The sequence below is a fragment of the Rhodococcus sp. KRD175 genome, assembly GCF_017168275.1.
GTDB lineage: Bacteria > Actinomycetota > Actinomycetes > Mycobacteriales > Mycobacteriaceae > Rhodococcoides > Rhodococcoides fascians.
The window spans coordinates 168,195-186,730 of record NZ_JABFAQ010000011.1 but is presented as its reverse complement, the minus strand read 5'-3'; the positions used below and the strand labels follow the sequence as shown (position 1 = coordinate 186,730).

The window sequence follows — 18,536 nt, the reverse complement described above, 5'->3', positions numbered from 1 at the left end:
CACCGACAGGTCCTGTTCGGTACCGGATCCGCGCTGCCCCGGCACCGTTCGACGGCATCGAGAGAGACGCTGGAGGGACGTTAAGCGGTATCGCCAGGAGTCACAACACAGGCTGTGGATGGATCTGTGGATGAAATGTGGACGAGGTTGAACAACGGTGTTGACCGTCTGGGGATAACCTGGGTATAACTTTTGGACTTTGAACCATTTCCGCACGTCAAGGCGTGTACATAAAGTTTTTTGCCTGTGCATCGTTCTGGGGGCGGCGTGTCGGCCGAATTGACAACTCGGGCGTGTTGAGTAAATGCCAAGTGAACTCCGTGGTGAAGTACGTCACACCGGCTCGAAATTGGCACCGAAAAAGTCTTAAAGCTGGTTTTCGAGCCGAAGGGCCCGATCCCCGTCGGGAATCGGGCCCTCGTACTTCGCTCGAACAGGCCGTCAGAGATCGGCCTTCTGCGGGCACAGCGCCGGGTCGAGAACAGTGATCTCCTTCGTACCGATCTGCAGCACCCGGGCCGACGGGATGTCGAAGAAGAGACCGGTGATCCGCAGACGACCCTCCGCGTTCGCGCGTCCCACCACCCGGTGGCGGGTCAACGTCTGCAGCTGCACCGCCACATTGACCATCGCGAGCTGGTCGGCCTCGCCGAAGCCCAACTCCGCCGCTTGACGGCCCACCGCGTGCCCACTGCGGAACGCGTCCAGGCTGGCTCTCCCGTGCCCGAGCCACTCGGCCACCGACGGGTCGGCGGCGTTCTCCGCCCCGCCGAGAATCGCCTTCATGGCACCGCAACCGGAATGGCCACACACGACGACCGACGACGTACCCACTTCGTCGACGCCGAAGGCAAGGGCTGCCTCCACCGAGCAATCCTGACCTTGAGTGGGGATCATGTTGCCGACGTTGCGCACGGTGAACAGATCACCGGGGCCGCTGCTGGTGATCGTGTTCGGCATGACGCGTGAGTCGACGCAGCAGAGGAACAGCGTGTCCGGGTCCTGGGACTCGGTCAGACCTTCCAGGTGCGGACGAATGTTGGGGGCATGAGTGCGGTGGTACTCGGCCACTCCGCTCAACACCGGACGCAGAGCGGCAGGCGAATCTTCCTGCGTGTCGTCGCTCTTGAGCTGCCATGCCCGCCACGGTGCCAACGAGCTGCGCACCGTGGCAGATCCGCGCCGCGGTGGTCCTTCGGTGGCCGCAGCCATCGACGCCGTGCCCACCTCCTCGACGCGCACGGAACCACCGGTCGCTTCGTGTTGGCGGACCCACTCGTTCAACGCGTCGTGCACAGCATGGTCGAGGAAGTCGACTCCGAGATGGACGGTGACAGACGTGCCTGCGGGCACCGTGGCCAACACACGAGTCAGTCGCGGCAGCGCGAGGAAGCTCAGCGAGCCCTCCATCGTCACCCGCCAGGTTCCGTCGACCGTTTCCTCGGCCCGAATCTTCGCCAGCACCACGCGTCGCAGAACCAGGATGATCGAGAGCGCCAGGCCGATCAGCACTCCCTCGAGCAGGTTGAGCGCCACGACACCCAGCACCGTGACTGCGTAGACAGCGATATCACCGGTCTTGTTGGCGATCTTGATGTCGGCCAGTTTGATGAGCTGCACACCGATCATCACGAGCAACCCGGCGAGCGCCGCGAAGGGTACGAGCTCGACGATCGAAATGAACAGCACCGAGAAGATCAGGATCCACACGCCGTGCAGAATCGCCGACGCACGAGACTTGGCACCGACCTTGACATTTGTCGCGCTACGCACGATGACGCCGGTGATCGGCAGGCCACCGATGGCACCGGAGGCCATGTTGCCCGCACCCTGAGCCATCAATTCGCGGTCGAAGTTGGTGCGCTCACCGCTGTGCATCTTGTCGACGGCCACAGCGGACAGCAGGCTCTCGACGCTGGCGATCAGCGCGATGGTGATGACACCGGTGGCGAATGCACCCCACTGACCGTCGGGCATGATCGGGAAGCTCAGAGACTCGATGAGGTTGCCCGGCAACTCGATTCGCTCGACGTCGAGCGAGAAGAAGATCGAGACCGCGGTTGCAGTGACCACTGCAACCAGTGCCGCAGGCACTTTGGAAACCTTGGCCATCACACTGGACACGCCGGCCAGTCGCGGCCACGAGAACATCAGCACGACGACGATGCCGCCGACGACGATGGACGGCCATTGGCCGTCGGCCACGGAACGCGGAATGGCGAGGAGGTTCTGCACCGCGGAGCTTTCGGATTCTCCACCGAGCAGCACGTGAATCTGTTGCAGCGCAATGGTTATACCGATGCCGGCGAGCATCGCGTGAACGACCACCGGCGAAATGGCAAGTGCACTACGAGCAATGCGGCTCATGCCCAGAAGAACCTGGACGAGGCCGGCCAACACCGTGATGGCACATGTTGTGGCCCAACCGAATTGATTGACCAACTCGGCGACCACCACAGTCAGACCCGCAGCCGGACCACTGACCTGCAACGGCGATCCGCCGAGAATACCGGCGAGAATGCCGCCGACCACAGCGGCGATGAGGCCGGCCATGATGGGAGCGCCGGAGGCGACAGCGATACCGATCGAAAGTGGCACTGCCACAAGGAAAACGACCAGCGAGGCCGGTAGGTCGTACTTGATTATCGACCCGACCCGAGACGGCGGCTCGGATCGGGTCTTCGGACTGGGTTCTGAATCGTGCTCTGCTGTCGTTGTCACGGCAGTTCCTCCGGGCGTCTAGGCGTCAGGTCGGTCGATCGTGTTCCGGCTTGGAATGTCGCCCCCAAGTAAAGGGTACGCAAACCTCGGCCGAAGGTGGCACCGAGAGAGATCCTTCACAATTTGGAAACCGTTGTGACAGTTGAATTTTGTGAGATGGCACGAAAAAACCCCACGAACCGAAGTTCGTGGGGTTTCTTGCAGCCGTTTCGGGCCGAAAGCTGAAAATCAGCTTCCGACGACCTCCAGCTTGAACTTGGCGGTCACGTCGGGATGCAGGTTCACGACGATGTCGTGCTTGCCCGTGCTCTTGACGTGAGCCTTCGGCAGATCGATGCTGCGCTTGTCGACGACCGGTCCACCGGCAGCCTTGAGTGCAGAAGCGACGTCCGACGCGGTGACCGAGCCGAACAGCTTGCCCGAGTCGCCGGCAGTCTTGACAGACAGCGTGACGGACTCGAGGCCCTCGATGGCCTGCTTCAGCTCGTTGGCGTGCTCGAGGCCGCGAACGGCCCGAGCTTCCTGAGCGCGGCGAATGCCGTCGACCTGCTTCTGAGCTCCACGGGTGGCCTGGATGGCCAATCCGCGGGGCAGCAGGAAGTTACGGCCGTAGCCGTCCTTGACCTCTACGGTGTCGCCAGGCGCACCGAGGTTGTCCACATCAGCGGTGAGGATCAGTTTCATACCAATCGCCCCTTTCTATCGAGCCGTCGCGGCGTAAGGCAGCAGTGCTACCTCACGCGAGTTCTTCACGGCAACGGCCACGTCACGCTGATGCTGGACGCAGTTGCCGGTGACACGGCGAGCACGGATCTTTCCGCGATCGCTGACGTACTTACGCAGCAACGTCGTGTCCTTGTAATCGATCGCCGTGTTCTTTTCCTTGCAGAAGGAACACGCCTTCTTCTTGAGCACCTTGTCGCGCAATGGCGGTTTGGGCATGGGTCTTTCTCCGTTACATCTGGTTGTTCTCGATCGAAGGATCTAGAACGGTGGCTCTTCGTCTCCGCCACGTCCGCCGAAGGAGCCCGACGCCGCCGGGGCACTGCCCCAGGGATCGTCTCCACCGGAACCGGAGTTGGACGAGGAGTTCGAGCGGCCGCCGCCCGATCCGCCGGAGGAACCCGAGCCGGAGTTGAAGCCGCCTCCGCCGCCACCTCCACCGCGATTGGCCTTGTTGACCTTTGCGGTGGCGTAGCGAAGTGAAGGTCCGATCTCGTCGACTTCGAGCTCGACGACTGTCCGCTTCTCACCCTCGCGCGTCTCGTACGAACGCTGCCGCAGCCGTCCGCTCACGATCACTCGTGAGCCTCGGGTCAGACTCTCGGCAACGTTCTCCGCTGCCTCGCGCCAGATGTTGCAGCGCATGAAGAGCGCGTCGCCGTCTTTCCATTCGTTCGTCTGACGATCGAATGTGCGCGGGGTGGATGCAACCGTGAAGTTGGCAACTGCCGCACCGGCGGGGGTGAATCGAAGTTCTGGATCAGCCGTCAAGTTTCCGATGACGGTGATGACGGTCTCGCCTGCCATGGTTCCTCTTTCAGTAGTAAGCGTTGTGAGTGCCAGCCTAGGGCCGGACACCGACAATTACTTGCCCTGTCGCAGGACCTTCGTACGCAACACGGACTCGTTGAGTCCGAGCTGACGATCCAGCTCGCTGACGGTGGCAGGCTCGGCGTTGAGGTTCACAACGGCGTAGATGCCCTCGGCATGCTTGAGGATCTCGTAAGCCAGACGACGCTTGCCCCATACATCGACCTTGTCGACGGTGCCGCCATCCTTGCGAACGACGTTGAGGAACGTATCGAGCGACGGAGCGACAGTGCGCTCGTCCAGATTGGGGTCGAGAATGACCATCAATTCGTAATGACGCATAAGACCTCATCACCTCCTGTGGACTAGTGAAAACGGCCACGGACTATCCGTGGCAGGAGGGTCGTTGCGTCAGCAACCCCTCGAAGATACACGACAGGGCCCTGACCTGCTAATTCCCTCTGGGCGCACAGTCGGGCATTCGCTCGTCATACTCTTGCACCATGCGATCCGGGGTCCGCGCCAGTCCGACGACGGTTGTCGTGGTCGTCGCGATGGCAGCAATCGGGTTGATTCTGGGATATCTGAACAAGGCCCGCTGCGCCGTCGCACCGTTCGACGAGTCCGGACGCAGCACGGTGTTCGACGTCATCAAGGACTCGTCCGTCTGCTACTCCGACATCCAGTTCCTGTGGCTCGGTCGCGATATCGACAATCACATATTTCCCTACATCCACGGGGCCATCACGAGCGATGGAATCCTCACCGGAGGGACGGTCGAGTATCCGGTTCTGAGCGGTCTGCTGATGTGGCTCGGCGCGATCCCGGCCCACACCGACGCGCAGTTCCTGTTGACCTCGGCACTGATCCTTGCACCGTTCGGGCTTCTCACCGCCTGGATGCTCGGGCGGATGGCCGGCTGGCCGGCGCTGCTGTGGTCCATCTCCCCACCCCTGGTGATGTACGCCTTCCACAACTGGGAACTACCGGTCGTCGCCTCTGCGGTAGGTGCGATCTTCGTCATGACAATGCCGATTGCATTGCGGCGCAAGGCAATCGTGGCTTCCATACTGCTGGCGATCGGCTTCTGCCTCAAGATCTATCCGGGCGCATTCGTGCTCCCGCTCATTGCCTATGTCGTCACCGGCGGAACGAACGGTCGAGAAAAACCGGAGACCGTCCGTGGCCGCTACGACATACGCGGCGGCCTGCAGGTCGCCGGAGCCGCGATCGCCACCGTGGTCGCGGTCAACCTGCCGTTCGCCGTCATCGGTTACGAGGGCTGGCGCGCGTCCTTCACCTTCCAGTCGCTGCGCCAGGCGGACCTGACGACCAACTCCATCTGGTACTGGGGGCTGCGTCACCTCTACGTCAACGACCGCATGACGCCCGACGCGTACAACGACGCCGAAGCGTCGTTCCAGAAAGTCGTCGACGTGGCCTCGCCGCTCCTGGTGTTCGTCGCGTTCGCGATCGCGCTGTGGCTCGGCTTCCGGCGCGCGAACGTGATCGGCACCTATCCCTGGGTCGCCGTGAGCGGGTCGATGCTGTGCGGCTTCATGCTGCTGCACAAGGTGCACTCGCCTCAGTACACGCTGTGGCTGCTTCCCTTCCTCGTGTTGCTTCGGGTCCCCTGGGGAATCGTCGTCGCTTACTTGGTGGTCGATCTGTCGATGGGAATCGGCGTGTTCAAGTACTTCGCTGCGCTGGCCTCCGGCGTCGACGCCAACGACGAGGAATTCTTCGTACTCGTCGGAGTGTGGGGGCGAGCGCTGCTGCTGGTGGTGCTGTTCGTGATGTTCGCCCGCGCTCGCCTGCGGTTTGCCCAACCGGGCGAAACCGACTCGGAGTCGGTAACGTCGCCTCGTTCGTCGACGACATCTGTGACGGCATCACCGAGGCACTAGCGCTTCGGGAAACAGGGCGCTGGGGAAATAGCGCGCAGAGCGGGGCGGGAACATGGCACAGGTGTCGCAATCTCAGGGAAGTACCGAGGACGGCACTGCCGCGGTACGTCGGATCGGTTTGATCGAGGACCACGAATCCGTCGCGCTCGGCCTCAAGGCCATGCTGGCGGACGAACCCGATCTCGATCTCGTGATCATGGCCTCCACCGTGGACGAATTGCTCGCCCACCGAGAGCAGCTCGACCTGGTGGTACTCGATCTGCGCCTCGGCGACGGATCTTCTCCGCGCTCGAACGTGGAACAGCTACACGCCGCGGGATCACGAGTGCTGGTGTACACCGGTGCCGAGAACGCATTCCTGGTTCGGTCCGCTGCACGCGCGGGAGTGCTCGGCGTGGTGCGCAAGTCCGCGCCCGCATCGGCCATCGTGTCCGCGATCCGGCGAGCCGCGAGCGGCGGGCAGGTGGTCACCACGGACTGGGCCGCGGCGATCGACGGCGATCCACAACTGCCCGACGTCGGTCTGAGCCCACGTCAACGCGAGGTACTTGCCCTCTACGCGTCGGGCGAGAAGGCAGGACGCGTCGCCCGCCTGGCCGCACTGTCGGAACAGACCGTGAACGACTATCTCGTGCGTATCCGCAACAAATACGCCGAGGCCGGGCGTCCGGCACCGACCAAAACCGATCTGTACAAACGCGCGGTCGAAGACGGGTGGCTCCCGATGCCCGAGCTCCCCTCGCAGGACTGATGACCGGTTGGAGCGCGACTCATGACGCATCGTCAGAGTTGACGGTTCAAATGCCCATAGAAATCAGGGCAGCGAGTCTGTGATCGACCTGTGAGAATGAGTTGGCTCAGGTTTAGACCGTCTCAACCTGCCTCGGCCCTCGGGAGAACTGATGTCCGCACTGCTCGATCCCATGCCCTCGGAACACAGCGACTCCATCTCTGCCGCACCGCTCGCTCGCGGACTGATCAGCCTGGTGCCGCCCACTGAGCAGCTGGACACGTTCCCCACGCGGCCCGGCCTGACCGACCGTGAGATCGAGGTACTGCTCTGCTGGATTCGCCTCGACTCCAAGACCGAGGTCGCCAAGGCACTGTTCCTGTCACTGGGAACCGTCAACACCCACTTGACGCGCATCCGCGCGAAATACACCTCTGTCGGACGGTCCGCCCCGACCAAGGCCGCCCTGGTGGCCCGGGCCCTGCAGGACGGACTCGTCGACATCTCGGAGCTGTAAGTCTTCGAGCTGTTGCGGTTCGAGAGCGTAGGTCAGACGTGGACTTCGGTGTCCACGCCTTCGCTCTCGAGACGCTTGTTGCGTCGGATGCTGCTGATCAGTGCGGCACCGATGAAGAGGATTCCGACGAAGCCGGTGATCAGTTCGTTGATGTGAACGCCGATCGACACGAGCAGGATGAGGGCCAAGGCACCGATGGCCCAGTGCGCGCCGTGCTCGAGGTAGACGTAGTCCGACAACGTTCCCTTGCGAACGAGGAACACCGTGATCGAGCGAACGAACATGGCACCGATGAAGCCGAGGCCGAGCGCGATGATGATCGGGTCCGCGGTGATGGCGAAGGCTCCGATGACACCGTCGAACGAGAACGACGCGTCGAGGACCTCGAGGTAGAGGAACAGGAAGAAACCGGCCTTGCCGGTCGCCTTCGCCAGTTCGCTCGGGCCGCCGGAGGACTCTTCGCCCTCTTCCTCGATGTGGAACAGTTCGCCGAGACCGTTGACGGCAATGTACGTGATCATGCCGAGCACACCGGAGACCATGACGGTGGAAATCTTGTCGTCGTCGGCGAGGAATTCGGCGCTGAGCACGAGCAGCAGGCCCGCGACGACAACGGACAGCTGATCGAGGCGACCGATCCGGGCGAGAGGCTTCTCCAGCCAGCTCAGCCACGTGATCTCGCGATCCTCGAAGATGAAGCCGAGGAAGAGCATCAGCAGGAACATGCCGCCGAAGGCTGCGATCTGTGGATGTGCGTCGGTGAGGAGCGTTTCGTAACTGGGCGAACCGTCCGGGAAGGTCGCGGCACCGTCGGCGGGCGGGTTGAGTGCCAGGTCGATGGCGGCGACCGGACCGAGGCCCGACGCGGCCCAGACGATGACCAGCGGGAACAGCAACCGCATGCCGAACACGGCGATGACGATGCCGATGGTGAGGAAGATCTTCTGCCAGAACTCACTCATCCGTCGCAACACGGTGGCGTTGATGACGGCGTTGTCGAAAGACAGGGACACTTCGAGCACACCGAGGATGAGGACGAGAATCATCGCCTCGAGTCCGCCGTACAAGAAGGCCACGATGACGGACACGATGGTGACCGCAATCGACCAGCCGAAGATTCTCATAACCACGTCAGTGGCCTTTCTGGCTAGGAGCAGAGCCCGCAGGCGCGACCAAGTTGGGGGACGAAACGGAAAAACCCCCGCCCATCATGAATGACGAGGCGGGGGTATCCCCAATCTTGGGAGTGCCTTTACTAGACGTTTACTCCGAAGTCCCGGGCGATGCCTGCGAGTCCGGACGCGTAGCCCTGGCCGACTGCGCGGAACTTCCACTCCGCGCCGTTGCGGTACAGCTCGCCGAAGACCATCGCGGTCTCGGTCGAGGCATCCTCGCTGAGGTCGTAGCGAGCAAGCTCGGAGTTGTCGGCCTGGTTGATGACGCGGATGAACGCGTTGCGCACCTGACCGAACGACTGCGAGCGAGCGTCCGCATCGTAGATCGACACGGGGAACGTGATGGTCTCGATCTCCGGCGGCACAGCGGCGAGATCGACCTTGATCTGCTCGTCGTCTCCGTCACCTTCACCGGTCGTGTTGTCCCCGGTGTGCTCGATGGAGCCGTCGGGAGACTTCAAGTTGTTGAAGAACACGAAGTGCCCGTCGCTCAGGGCCTTCTTCGTCGAGTTCAATGCGATGGCGCTGGCATCGAGGTCGAAGTCGGTGCCCGTCGTCGTGCGGATGTCCCAACCGAGGCCGACCACGACCGCGGTCAGGTTCGGTGCTGCCTTGGTGAGCGAGACATTGCCACCCTTGCTGAGGCTGACGCCCATTGAGAGGTCCTTTCGCAATTGGTTTCCCGTTACGGGTACAACCGTAGTGGGAATGTCCGGTTTCTGGACGTACTCGACCAACGAGCGCGGTGATGCGGAGGTTCCCGTCGGTAGTATCGAACAGGTGACAAGTCGCTGGCCTGGGGTGTTTCGCCGAGGTTCCGAATCGGACGCCGCCGCGCGTCGTTCCCAGGACGCCGCTGTCGCCGCCTTTCTCGACATGGACAAGCGACAGTCCATCGCATCCGCCGGCGTCGAGGCATCCACCGCGCTGCGTCCGGAGGACGGACTCGCCCGCCGATGGTTCGATACCGAGAAGCTGTGTTTCGACGCGGGAGCGGCGTATCTCGCTGCCGTCGAACAGTTCGACGGAATCACCACTGCCGCCGCGAGGTCGGCATTCGACAACGCGACGCGACTGCTCCACGACGCCAGTGTCGCCGTCGATCGTTTCTACGAGGCTCATCGCAGCACTCTCGAGCACGCCTCGGCACAGTTCGCGGCCACCCCGCGCCTGGTGCAGGACGCACTGGCCGAGGCGGACGCTGCGCGGTCCACCGTCGACGAGCAGTACGCCACCTATCCATCACTGCGGCAGGCCTGGAACGAACTGGATGCCGCCACAACACAATTGAACGATGTTCGACGGGATCCGCTGCGTGCGCGAGAGCAGGCCACCGTCGTCCGGGACAGATCCACTGCGTTGCGCGAGGCGGTTCGCTCGGCTCCCGGACGCCAGCAGGAGGCCCGGACCGCAGTGGTCTCGGTGCGGACCCGAATCGAAGCCGTACGAACGAGATCCGAGGGGATCGCGCCGGCCTTCTCGAGTCTGCTCCGCGAATTCAATGCCAAGAGCTCGGCAGATCTATCGCACAACGAACGATCGAGCACACGCCACATCGAACAGGCCGACGAGGATCTACGAGCGGCCCGTTCGGCGCTCGACACGGGCAACCCCGAGCAGGCCTTGGATCTCGTCGCCCAGGCCCGGTCGCACCTGACCGATGCCGAGCACCTGGTCGACGCCGTCACCGATCGAGTTCGCCTGCTGCGCGCAGTCAAAGCCGATCCGAGCGAGACCGAGAACAAGGTCCGGTTCAAACTTCGTGACGCTCAACAACTCGCGATCAATCGCGGTCTGGTTGCCGAATGGGGCTCGGTGCTGGATGCTCAGCTCGCCCGGATCGACAGGGCGAGCAACGCACTGACGGGTACCCATCCCGACTACTGGTCATATCTGCAGGATCTGGCTACCATTTCGGACTTCATCGCAGGCGTGATCGAACGCATGCGCAGCTAGCACCGACCGCATTCACACGAAGGATCATGGTGCAACACTTTCGCCATCTCGACGCCGACACCCGCGAACGCATGTTCTTCCTGCAACCGGAGGACATCGCGGTCAGTGACGGAAACAACGTCGTAGCAACAGCACTCGGTGCGACGCTGTACATTCCCGCGACCCGTGCGGACCTGACCGCGACGGTGCACAAGCGCACCGACGAGGGCGTTCGATCGATCGTGATCGATCTCGAAGATGCAGTCGCAGATCATGATCTGCAGTACGCGGTGGAGAACACCATCCGAACTCTGAACGAACTCTCGGGTTCGAATGCACTGGTGTTCGTCCGAGCCCGCACGGCCCAACAGATTCGGACGGTCTGCGCCGGTCTGACTCCTGGGGCCGCTGGACTTGCCGGATTCGTCGTACCGAAGTTCACCTCGGCAACCGGAGCCGAGTACCTCGACGAGATTCTCGCCGCGTCCACCGCGCACGACACCCGCTTGTTGGCGATGCCGGTTCTCGAGTCGGCCGAGGTGGTCCACCGCGAAACACGCGACACCGAACTCGTTGCCATCCGAGAACTACTGGGAAAATACCGAGACATCGTGCTGGCAGTCCGCATCGGAGCCACCGACATGTGCGGCACCTTCGGCATTCGCCGCGACCGTGACCTGACGATCTACGACGTCCGCGTCGTAGCCGACGTGATCAGCGCGATCGTCAATCATCTGGGCCGCAACGACGGATCGGGATTCGTCATCACCGGGCCGGTGTGGGAGTACTTCGCAGACCACGAACGCATGTTCCGGCCATTGCTGCGCCAGACGCCGTTCGTCGACCAGGAGGCCGTGCGCTTCCGGCAGCAACTGGTCAGCAGCGACTTGGACGCACTGCTGCGCGAGGTCGCCCTCGACCGCGCCAACGGTATCCAGGGCAAGACGGTCATCCATCCATCCCACGTTCCTGCCGTGCACGCATTGTCCGCAGTGACGCACGAGGAATACCACGACGCCCTCGACATTCTGGCCTCCGACCAGGGCGGCGCGCAGGCCTCCGGATACCGGAACAAGATGAACGAGCTGGGACCACATCGCAATTGGGCGAAACAGACGATGGTTCGCGCCCGGGCATTCGGGGTCACCAACGAAGGGATCACGTTCGTGGACCTCCTGACGGCGCTGGCTCAGCGATGACCGACAACCCGGCCGACGGCATCGTCCTGACCGACACCGGCTCCTCGTCGTCGTGGACGGCACGACAACTGGTGCGTCCCGGCCTACGTCGCAATCCCCGACGGGCACACCTGTTGGTGTCCACTGTGCTCGGCAAACACATACCCGTGGATCCGGACGTCGTCATCGGTGCCGGCGATGAATTGGCCAGCCTGGTCGCTGCGGCGGTCGGCGGCTCCGACGTCGATGTTCTCGGATTCGCGGAGACGGCAACGGGATTGGGTCACACGGTGGCAACCGCCCTCGATGCGCGCTGCTATGTGCACTCGACCCGCCGCACGGTACCGGGCATGACGGTGCACGGTGAGTTCGAGGAAGGGCACTCGCACGCCACCGACCATCTGCTGATGCCGACCTCGGCGGACCTGCTCGGCGGCGAACTACCCCTCGTTCTCGTCGACGACGAGATCTCGACCGGAGCCACCGCGCTCGATGCGCTCCGCCAGATCCATTCCACGGCTGCGCGTTCCCACTACGTCATCGCATCCCTGGTGGACATGCGTACCGCCGAGCATCTCGACGCGACCGCAGCAACGGCCACCGAACTGGGCGTCGTGATCGACAACGTCAGCCTCGCTCAGGGATCGGTCGAGCTGGAACCCGGGCTCGTGGAGACGGTACTGAGCCTCCCCGATCCGACGTTCAATCCGGTTGCTACACAACCCGGTTCGGTACGCCGCATCGACGCGCCCTGGCCCGCAGCTCTACCCGAGGGCGGCCGCCACGGCTTCCTCGGGTCCGATGCACCCGGGTTCGCCGACGCTATCGAAGCAGTCGCGGCCACCGTCGACGCGTCGCTCCCCGACTCGGGTGCCGTCGTGGTCGTCGGCCACGAGGAGCTGATGTACCTGCCGTTACGCCTGGCGGCAGCGCTGCAACGACGCGGACACAGCGCCCTGTTCCAGACGACCACCCGCTCGCCCGCCTACGTACTCGACGTGGCGGGCTACCCACTGCGCCGGGGCTTCGAATTCGCAGCGCCCGAGGACGAATCCTCTCTGCGCTACCTCTACAACGCCGACGCGCCGGCCGGCTCGACCCTGGTGTTCGTCGCCGATGCCCCCGCGGATACCGACGCACTCACCGCCGCGGCAGAGAAACTCGCGGCGGCGGGCACCGACGTGCTGGTCGTGGTCGTGACCGGTGCCGATCCGCAGGCGCTCGAGATCGCCAGACGCGCCCGTCCACTGCGTGGGCCCGAGTTCGGCTCGTACGCGCCGGACGAGGTGACCTGGCTACTCAGAGATCTGTCGGGGATCTCGCTGGAAGCGGCAACGGCAGAGCGCGAGAAGGCGATTCAGGCCGGCACGGCACACTATGCCGAATCGCTGCCGGTGGAATACCAACCCGATCTTGCGTATCGCGAACTGTTCGAGAAGGTACTGCACGAGAGTGCGGCGCGGCTCGCGGTCGCCGTCGGAACCGTCACCGAGGTGGTGCTCGCCGAGCGCGGACACGACATCGTGCTCGCGTCACTGGCCCGGGCCGGTACTCCGGTGGGAATTCTGATGCGGCGCTGGGCTTTCGCCGCCCACGGCATCGAGATACCGCATTACGCCGTATCGATCGTGCGTGATCGGGGTATCGACAGCGTCGCTTTGCGCTACCTCGCCGAGCACCACGATTCACGCTCGGTGGTGTTCGTGGACGGCTGGACCGGCAAAGGTGCCATCGCACGCGAACTCACAGCGGCACTGCGCGACTTCCCTGGGGCGGACTTCGACGACGATCTGGCCGTGCTCGCCGATCCCGGACACTGCGCTCGCACCTACGGCACCCGAGACGACTTTCTCATTGCGTCGGCCTGCCTGAATTCGACCGTCTCGGGCCTTGTTTCGCGAACAGTCCTCAACGAGAGTCTCATCCGGCCGGGTGACTTCCACGGCGCGAAGTACTACTCGGACCTCGCCCCCGACGATGTCTCACGGCATCTACTCGACGCGGTGGCAGCTCGATTCGACGACGTGCGTGACGAGGTCGCGGAGACTGTGTCGGCGGTGCTCGCGTCCGACAGAACTCCCACCTGGTCGGGATGGGCATCGGTGGAGAAGGTCCGCCAGGAGTACGGCATCTCGCACGTCAACTTCGTCAAGCCCGGCGTCGGCGAGACCACGCGGGTGCTGCTACGCCGAGTACCGTGGCGCGTGTTGGTGCGCGACGCGAATGCTCCGGAGCACCAACATATTCGGATGCTCGCCGAGGCCAGGGGAGTACCGGTCGACGTGGTACCCGACCTCGCCTACTCGTGCATGGGTCTGATCAAGAACGTCTCGACCGAGGATGCCTCGTGAGCGCCCTCGTCGCCGTCGACCTCGATCGCACGATAATCTTCTCCGAAGGCGCGCTCGGTGTGCCCCTGGACGAGACGTTCGAGTGCGTGGAGGTGTACGAGGGTAAACCGTTGTCGTACATGAGCATTCGGTCGATGTCGCTGCTCCGCGGGTTGAGCGAGAGAGTCACCGTGGTTCCGACGACGACGCGGACCATCGAACAGTTCCAGCGTATCGACCTGCCGGGTGCCCCGTGGCGGTACGCCATCACCAGCAACGGTGGCAACATTCTCGTCGACGGTGAGCCGGATACGGCCTGGCGCAAGGGCTTCGATCTGGACCTGGCCGGCATCGGCGCAGAGTTGAGATCGAGGGTCTCCGAAGACTGGGTACTGAAGTACCGCGAGGCCGACGGCCTGTTCTGCTACCTCGTCGTCGACGTCACCGCCGTACCGCCGGACTTCGTCTCGGACTGGTCGCAGTGGTGCGCGGCACGCGACTGGAACGTGTCCCAGCAAGGCCGCAAGATCTACACGATGCCCAACGCGGTGTGCAAGAGCTCCGCCGTGGCCGAGGTCCGTTCCAGGCTGGTTCAGGACGGTTCCCTGGATGCCGAGGCCGGCGTGTTCGCTGCCGGTGACGGCGCGCTCGACGCCGAGATGCTCATGGCCGCCGACGAGGCCGTTCGGCCGCGGCACGGCGAGCTCGAACTGCTGGGGTTCACCCGCCCCGGGTTGACCGTCACCGATTCCTCCGGCGTGCGGGCCAGCGAGGAAATTCTCGAGTGGCTGCGGAACCGAACCACAGCGCACCGCGTCTAACAGTTCGTCGGGGGGACAGGCGCGTGGCAAGGGGTGGGCATGGCGAATCCGTACGAGGAACTCGAAGCGACGATCGACGGGATAGTCACCAACATATTCGTGACCCCGGTGGGGCCCGAGCTGGTCGGCACCATGCTCGGGGAGGCGTTCGAGAAAGCGAACGGGGCATTCGACTACCGCGGTGACTACGAACCCAACGAAGTGACGATCACCGAACCGTTCGAGGTGATGTCACACGAGGACATCGCGGGCATGGTCGGGTCGTTGGCCATCGGTCCCATTGCGACTTCGTCGAAGAACTGGAACGACCTCTCGGCCGCCGCCGGCTCCGGATCCGACGGCTTCCGAACGGGAATCGAGGCGGCCATGGCGTCGGGCTGGTCCGGGCCGATGTCCGACGCCGTGCGCGGCGGCGTAGGCGATTACGTCTCGTCGGCGTCCGCGCTGGCCACGTCGATGAGCCTGATCGGGAACAAGCTGCTCGAAGCACACGCGGGATTCGAGCAGACCAAGTCGAGAATGCCGCCGGTGGTCGCGTCCGAGGCCAACACCCTGATCGGTTCCCTGCTCCCCGTTCCGTTCGCTACCAAAACGGCGACGGCAGTGCAGGAGGAGCAGCAGAACGAAGCACGTCGCATCATGCGATCGGTGTACGTACCGGGCGTGGTGCTGTCTGACACCAACGTTCCGGTGCTGCCGACGGCGCACAATCCCGTCGACGGCGGAGGCGGTGGTTCCACCGGCGGCTGGGCAGGCGGTTTCCCGCCGGGCAGTTTCCCGGCCGCCAGTGGGAGCGGCGGTGCGACGTCCGGTGGGGGCGCAGGCTCGGCAGGAGCCGTCGATCCCGCAGCGCAGTCGGCTGCGCAGCAGACCGATGCCGGCACCGCGACGCCTGGACAATCGGGCCGCGGGCAACCGGGTTCGAGTCCATCCGGACCGCTGCCGCCTGCAGATCGGTCCGGGGAAACCCGGGCCGCCGCAGCCGGTGGCCCCGGAAATGCTCCCGGGGGACTCGGAAGCAACGTGGGAGGCGGCGGTTCCTCGGGGACAGGCTCCCCGGGCTCCGGCTACGGCGGCTCGGGCTACAGCGGCTCCAACTACGGCGGCTCGGGCTACAACGGATCCGGTGGCGGTGTGGGCTCCGGTGCAGGTTACGGCGGATCTGTTCTCGGGTCTCCGATCGGTTCCGGCGGTTCCAGCGGCGGCCCGGGCGGCGCGAGTGCGGCGGCGGCCGGTCGAGCAGGGGCTCACGGTATGCCCGGAGTGGGCGGTATGGGCGCGGCGGGAGGTCGTGGCACCGGCGACAACGACGGAGAACACACCACCCCCGGCTATTTGATCGACGTCGGCAACGGCAGCGAACTGATCGGCGACCTGCCACTCGTCGCACCCCCTGTGCTCGGCGGCTGACGGTGACGCAATGGACCGTGCGCGGCATGGATTTCGCGATGCTCTGCAGTCGTTTCGGACGGGATCGGCTGCCCTACCCTCTGGCCGTCACCGTCGACGTCGATACCGAGGATCAGCTCCGACGGCTGCGGCGCGAAGCGTCGGCGAGGATCGACGCGCTGGTGGACGAGCGGCTCGAGGCGGCCATCGGAGTGGTGATCGACCCCGCTGTACGCATCGAATGCCGAAGCGACACACACGCTCTCGGGCAGAGCCCGGTGCGCGTTCATGCAGCGGTGACCCACGATCTCGCGGTTGTCCTCACCCAACGACCTGGGCCGGACTGTTCGGTCACGATCGACACGGCGACCCCGGCATCTGCCCCCGTACGGATCGCCGAGTCCGTGCCGACCGTGCAGGCCGGACGCCGTGCGGCAGCCACCCTCGAACATCCCTGCACTGCAACCACATCGAGCGGAGCAATACTGTCCACGGCCACTCGAAACGCGACTGCGGACGAGAAATTCGAGGCGTTCTTCGCCCGACCGCGATCGGCAGTCGGCGAGGTGATCGTCGCGCGCGGCGCCACCTACGACCACCGCCGCGATACCGATGCCGTCTCGTTCTTCTGGATGGACTTCGACGGGGACGGCCGCTACCTCGTTCGGTCCCACGCGTCGATCGACGTCGTGCCCGCCGATTCCACCCGATTGGTTGCCGAGATTGGGCGACAGTTGGAGTCGGCCTTACGCCGATGACACAGCCCACCCCTTGACACCGTATCGATTTTCGATAGGTTATCGATATTCGTTGTTATCGACTATCGATATGGAGGCGGCGGGATGGCATACGGACTGGGTTCGGCACGAGCCAACAAATGGGCAATGGTGTTCTACGCAGGGGCGGCAGTGGTCTGGTCCGGCTGGAAGGCCTGGGAATACCACTCCTCGGATTACGTCAGCGCAGTGGTCACGCCGCGCTACAACTCGCCGACCATCGAGTTGCTCGGCGGCCGGCTGCAGCCGGGCAACGCCGTCGAACTCGCTGTTGCCAAGAGCGATGTCCAGAGGCTCATCGGGATGATCGACTTCATGCGATACGGCGAGATCGTGGCCGGCGGAATCGTCATTCTGATAGGGATCTTCTTCGCGTACCGGTTCTTTCTCAACGTGATCGAGGAGACTCCGTTCAGCACCCGCGCCAGCATCGACCTGGTTGTGGTTGCCGTCTGCCTGGTTCTGTACCCGGTCATTACCGGGGGCCTACGGGTGATGAGTACCAATGCCATTCAGAGCGCGCTCGAAACGACCGATGTCACCGATACCGCAGGGAGCCTCGGCGCATTCTGGCTTGCCGTGATCGTCGCAGTGGTCCTGCAGTTCGTCTACGCAGTGCTCCGTCAGGGCTCCAAGCTTGCTCGCGACGCCGATGGTCTGGTCTGATGGCCGAGGAATTCGTCGACCATCTCGTCGTGTGTCATCTCGGCGAGATCCTCGAAGCCCGCGGCATGACGCTCGCCGAGCTGTCGCGTCTGGCGGGGGTCAGCGTCGTGAATCTGTCGGTACTCAAGAACGACCGCGCCAAGGCCATCCGATTCTCCACCTTGACCGCCGTATGCCGGGTGCTCGGCTGCACCCCTGGCGACCTGTTCACCCTCCGTCAGATCTGACCGATAGGCCTTCGCGGTCACATCAGCCGGACAAATCGACCAAGTACATTGGATAACGGTAACCAGCACTTCGAGAGAGAGTCCACCACATTGTCTGCTCCGGCCGGTCAACCGTTGTCCAAGGGTCAGAACGGCCCCCTCACCGTCGGCGACGTCGTCGTGTCCATCGCCCTGGCGGTGCCGGCCGACCTGTCTGCACTTCTGGTCACCGACGCCGGAAAGGTGCGCACGGACGCCGATTTCGTGTTCTTCAATCAGCCGACCGGTCCCGGTGTCCGCCTCGAACCCGGGCAGGGCGGGCCGGCGCGGCTCGCCGTCTCGCTCGGCGCCGTTCCGTCCGACATCGAGCAGATCCGTGCGGTCATCACCCTCGACGACGCGTCGAGCAACTTCGGCCGATCGGCACCCCCGGTCGCACGAGTCAGCGACACAGCGGGAAACGTGTTGTACGAGTACACGATCGACGGCTTGAGCTCCGAATCCATCGTCATCGCGCTGGAGATCTACCGCCGCCAGGGGAGCTGGAAAGTGCGCGCCGTGGGGCAGGGCTACGCGGGTGGTTTCGCTGCACTGGTGACCGATCACGGTGTCTCCGTGGACGACGCGCCGGCTCCCACCCCGCCCCCTGCAC

Annotated in this window: 19 protein-coding genes; 12 read left to right on the top strand and 7 right to left on the bottom strand. The window is 64.1% G+C overall.

From position 1 onward, the window contains the following. Window positions 1-441 precede the first annotated feature (441 nt). The 5 genes from J1M81_RS17410 to rpsF all read right to left on the bottom strand — a co-directional run bounded on the left by J1M81_RS17410 (window position 442) and on the right by rpsF (window position 4,596). Window positions 442-2,721, bottom strand: coding sequence for a bifunctional SulP family inorganic anion transporter/carbonic anhydrase (locus tag J1M81_RS17410; RefSeq protein WP_032399387.1), 2,280 nt, complete (start codon window positions 2,719-2,721; stop codon window positions 442-444). A gap of 228 nt (window positions 2,722-2,949) precedes the next feature. Further along, the gene (rplI, locus tag J1M81_RS17405) at window positions 2,950-3,405 is read right to left on the bottom strand and encodes a 50S ribosomal protein L9 (RefSeq protein WP_027495081.1); all 456 of its coding nucleotides are present in this window, start codon (window positions 3,403-3,405) and stop codon (window positions 2,950-2,952) included. Between the two features lie 15 nt (window positions 3,406-3,420). Further along, window positions 3,421-3,663: a 30S ribosomal protein S18 gene (gene rpsR / locus J1M81_RS17400; protein ID WP_027495080.1), complete on the bottom strand. Its 243-nt coding sequence runs from the start codon at window positions 3,661-3,663 to the stop codon at window positions 3,421-3,423. Window positions 3,664-3,705: 42 nt separating this feature from the next. Then, the gene (locus tag J1M81_RS17395; RefSeq protein WP_027495079.1) at window positions 3,706-4,251 is read right to left on the bottom strand and encodes a single-stranded DNA-binding protein; all 546 of its coding nucleotides are present in this window, start codon (window positions 4,249-4,251) and stop codon (window positions 3,706-3,708) included. Window positions 4,252-4,308: 57 nt separating this feature from the next. Continuing rightward, the gene (gene rpsF / locus J1M81_RS17390) at window positions 4,309-4,596 is read right to left on the bottom strand and encodes a 30S ribosomal protein S6 (RefSeq protein ID WP_008711385.1); all 288 of its coding nucleotides are present in this window, start codon (window positions 4,594-4,596) and stop codon (window positions 4,309-4,311) included. Between the two features lie 161 nt (window positions 4,597-4,757). Between rpsF and J1M81_RS17385 the strand changes: the two genes are divergently transcribed. The 3 genes from J1M81_RS17385 (at window position 4,758) to J1M81_RS17375 (ending at window position 7,408) form a co-directional block, all read left to right on the top strand. Further along, a complete protein-coding gene (locus J1M81_RS17385; protein ID WP_206498469.1) occupies window positions 4,758-6,161 on the top strand; it encodes a glycosyltransferase family 87 protein in 1,404 nt (467 codons plus the stop codon). A gap of 52 nt (window positions 6,162-6,213) precedes the next feature. Further along, complete coding sequence (locus J1M81_RS17380) at window positions 6,214-6,912, top strand: response regulator (RefSeq protein ID WP_206498468.1); 699 nt, start codon at window positions 6,214-6,216, stop codon at window positions 6,910-6,912. A 151-nt stretch (window positions 6,913-7,063) separates the two neighbouring features. After that, window positions 7,064-7,408 carry a response regulator transcription factor gene (locus tag J1M81_RS17375; protein ID WP_032382644.1) on the top strand — a complete coding sequence of 115 codons (345 nt, stop codon included), beginning with the start codon at window positions 7,064-7,066 and terminating at the stop codon, window positions 7,406-7,408. Between the two features lie 32 nt (window positions 7,409-7,440). Here J1M81_RS17375 and J1M81_RS17370 read toward each other — a convergent pair whose 3' ends face one another. Next, a complete protein-coding gene (locus J1M81_RS17370; RefSeq protein ID WP_032373439.1) occupies window positions 7,441-8,538 on the bottom strand; it encodes a DUF475 domain-containing protein in 1,098 nt (365 codons plus the stop codon). 125 nt (window positions 8,539-8,663) lie between these two features. Further along, a complete protein-coding gene (locus tag J1M81_RS17365; protein WP_027495074.1) occupies window positions 8,664-9,239 on the bottom strand; it encodes a TerD family protein in 576 nt (191 codons plus the stop codon). Window positions 9,240-9,459: 220 nt separating this feature from the next. On the opposite strand from J1M81_RS17365, the gene J1M81_RS17360 reads away from it, so the two are divergent. The 9 genes from J1M81_RS17360 to J1M81_RS17320 all read left to right on the top strand — a co-directional run. Then, window positions 9,460-10,539, top strand: coding sequence for a hypothetical protein (locus J1M81_RS17360; protein ID WP_206498513.1), 1,080 nt, complete (start codon window positions 9,460-9,462; stop codon window positions 10,537-10,539). A gap of 29 nt (window positions 10,540-10,568) precedes the next feature. Further along, window positions 10,569-11,717 carry an HpcH/HpaI aldolase/citrate lyase family protein gene (locus tag J1M81_RS17355; protein ID WP_032382656.1) on the top strand — a complete coding sequence of 383 codons (1,149 nt, stop codon included), beginning with the start codon at window positions 10,569-10,571 and terminating at the stop codon, window positions 11,715-11,717. Beyond that, window positions 11,714-14,047, top strand: coding sequence for a phosphoribosyltransferase (locus J1M81_RS17350; RefSeq protein ID WP_206498467.1), 2,334 nt, complete (start codon window positions 11,714-11,716; stop codon window positions 14,045-14,047). Before J1M81_RS17355 ends, J1M81_RS17350 begins: the two co-directional genes overlap by 4 nt. Next, window positions 14,044-14,847, top strand: a complete 804-nt coding sequence (locus tag J1M81_RS17345) for an HAD family hydrolase (RefSeq protein ID WP_206498466.1) — start codon at window positions 14,044-14,046, stop codon at window positions 14,845-14,847. The genes J1M81_RS17350 and J1M81_RS17345 overlap by 4 nt, the downstream gene beginning before the upstream one ends. A 39-nt stretch (window positions 14,848-14,886) precedes the next feature. After that, window positions 14,887-16,257: a PPE domain-containing protein gene (locus J1M81_RS17340; RefSeq protein ID WP_206498465.1), complete on the top strand. Its 1,371-nt coding sequence runs from the start codon at window positions 14,887-14,889 to the stop codon at window positions 16,255-16,257. Between the two features lie 2 nt (window positions 16,258-16,259). Then, entirely contained in the window at window positions 16,260-16,994 is a 735-nt protein-coding gene (locus tag J1M81_RS17335) for an ESX secretion-associated protein EspG (protein WP_206498464.1), read from the top strand. A gap of 84 nt (window positions 16,995-17,078) precedes the next feature. Continuing rightward, window positions 17,079-17,678: a DUF2975 domain-containing protein gene (locus J1M81_RS17330; RefSeq protein WP_241258202.1), complete on the top strand. Its 600-nt coding sequence runs from the start codon at window positions 17,079-17,081 to the stop codon at window positions 17,676-17,678. Continuing rightward, window positions 17,678-17,905 (top strand): helix-turn-helix transcriptional regulator, encoded by a 228-nt coding sequence (locus J1M81_RS17325; RefSeq protein ID WP_027495068.1) that lies wholly within the window; start codon window positions 17,678-17,680, stop codon window positions 17,903-17,905. The genes J1M81_RS17330 and J1M81_RS17325 overlap by 1 nt, the downstream gene beginning before the upstream one ends. Before the next feature lie 114 nt (window positions 17,906-18,019). Then, a partial coding sequence (locus J1M81_RS17320) for a TerD family protein (protein WP_167325728.1) occupies window positions 18,020-18,536 on the top strand: 517 nt, incomplete at its 3' end.